Raw genomic sequence first — 1331 nt, 5'->3', positions numbered from 1 at the left:
CTCCAATTAGGCGAATTGCCGATTCCCGGTTCGGGAAAATACGGATAACTCGTTCTCTGCGCCTAATCTCTTCGATAAGACGCTCGACAGCGTTTGTAGTACGCAGACGTCGGCGATATTTTTTCGGCAGCATAAGGACCGCGGTAGCGTCATCAAAGCCCATTTCAAGTATTTGCATGGCCTTGGGTGCTTTTTTCTCAAATGTCTCCAAGGTTTGATTCAATAACAACCGGGCAGTACCGATATCAGGCGCATCCAGAATAGCTCGCAGATGCGGATAAAGCTCTTCTTTTGCCGACTTAGGCGTAGCGTCCATGATATTACGCATAAAGTGGGTTTGGCAGCGATGCCAGGTAACACCTTGGAAGTAGCGGCGAACCGCCTTGACCAGGCCGCCATGGTCATCTGATACTACCAGTTCGACACCACGCAGGTTACGGCTTTTAAGCCAGGAAAAAAACTGGCTCCAACTGGCTTCGGATTCACTGTCGCCCAGCATGAGACCTAAAACTTCCCGGTAGCCTTCGATATTTATGCCGATAGCGATCATAGCGCTCCGGGAACGGACGCGACCGTCTTCACGAATCTTCAGTACGAAAGCGTCCACCAAGACAAAAGGATAGCATCTTTCCCGCAAGTCCCGGTTATTCCAAGCGTTCACAATGGGGTCCAGTTTCTTGCACAACTCTGAAACAGTGGATTTGGAAAATTCGGTACCACACAACTCTTCCGTTATCTGACTGACCTTGCGGGTAGAGACCCCGTTGATTACCATTTCCATCAGGGCCAGTATCAAGGCCTGTTCGCTCCGCTGGTAGCGGGCAAACATCTCGGTGGAAAACTGACCGTTACGAAAACGCGGAACATGTAAGGCTATGGTTCCCACCCGGGTGGTTAGTGTATGCGGGCGTGTGCCGTTACGATACCCCTTCCTTTTATCAGTGCGTTCGTATGGTTCGGCTTGAAGCTGTTCGGTGGCTTGCGCCTGCAAAATCTGGTTCAATATCGATTCCAATAACGCTGACACACCGGAATCCTTGTTATTGCCTAAAAATAGACGGTGCAAAAGTTCTTGATCTACGGTAATCTGGTATTGAGCCATTCAAATTCCTCCTCTTAGAATTTTGGTTTGTCCAACTTCTATTCTAACTGAGGAATTTGTTAATGGCTCTCCTATTTTTTCAGAAAACCATTTTTACACCATTATATGGACTCAACTATTAGTACTCAATAATAAATACTAGACAATATGAAAAGTTTTGCTTTCAACTGGAGTAATAAGGAAGTGAAATTCAATTTATCCTTCCGCAATTAATGAACCCGGATAATTT

Annotated in this window: 1 protein-coding gene; it reads right to left on the bottom strand. The window is 46.6% G+C overall.

Annotated elements, in window-relative coordinates:
- Positions 1-1102 (bottom strand): IS256 family transposase (locus G5B42_RS11205; protein ID WP_181340558.1); only part of this gene is annotated, 1102 nt, incomplete at its 3' end.
- Between the last annotated feature and the right edge of the window lie 229 nt (positions 1103-1331).

It is taken from the genome of Capillibacterium thermochitinicola, from assembly GCF_013664685.1.
Lineage (GTDB): Bacteria > Bacillota > UBA4882 > UBA10575 > UBA10575 > Capillibacterium > Capillibacterium thermochitinicola.
The sequence above is the reverse complement of the archived record's forward strand: the minus strand, read 5'-3'. Positions and strand labels throughout refer to the sequence as shown.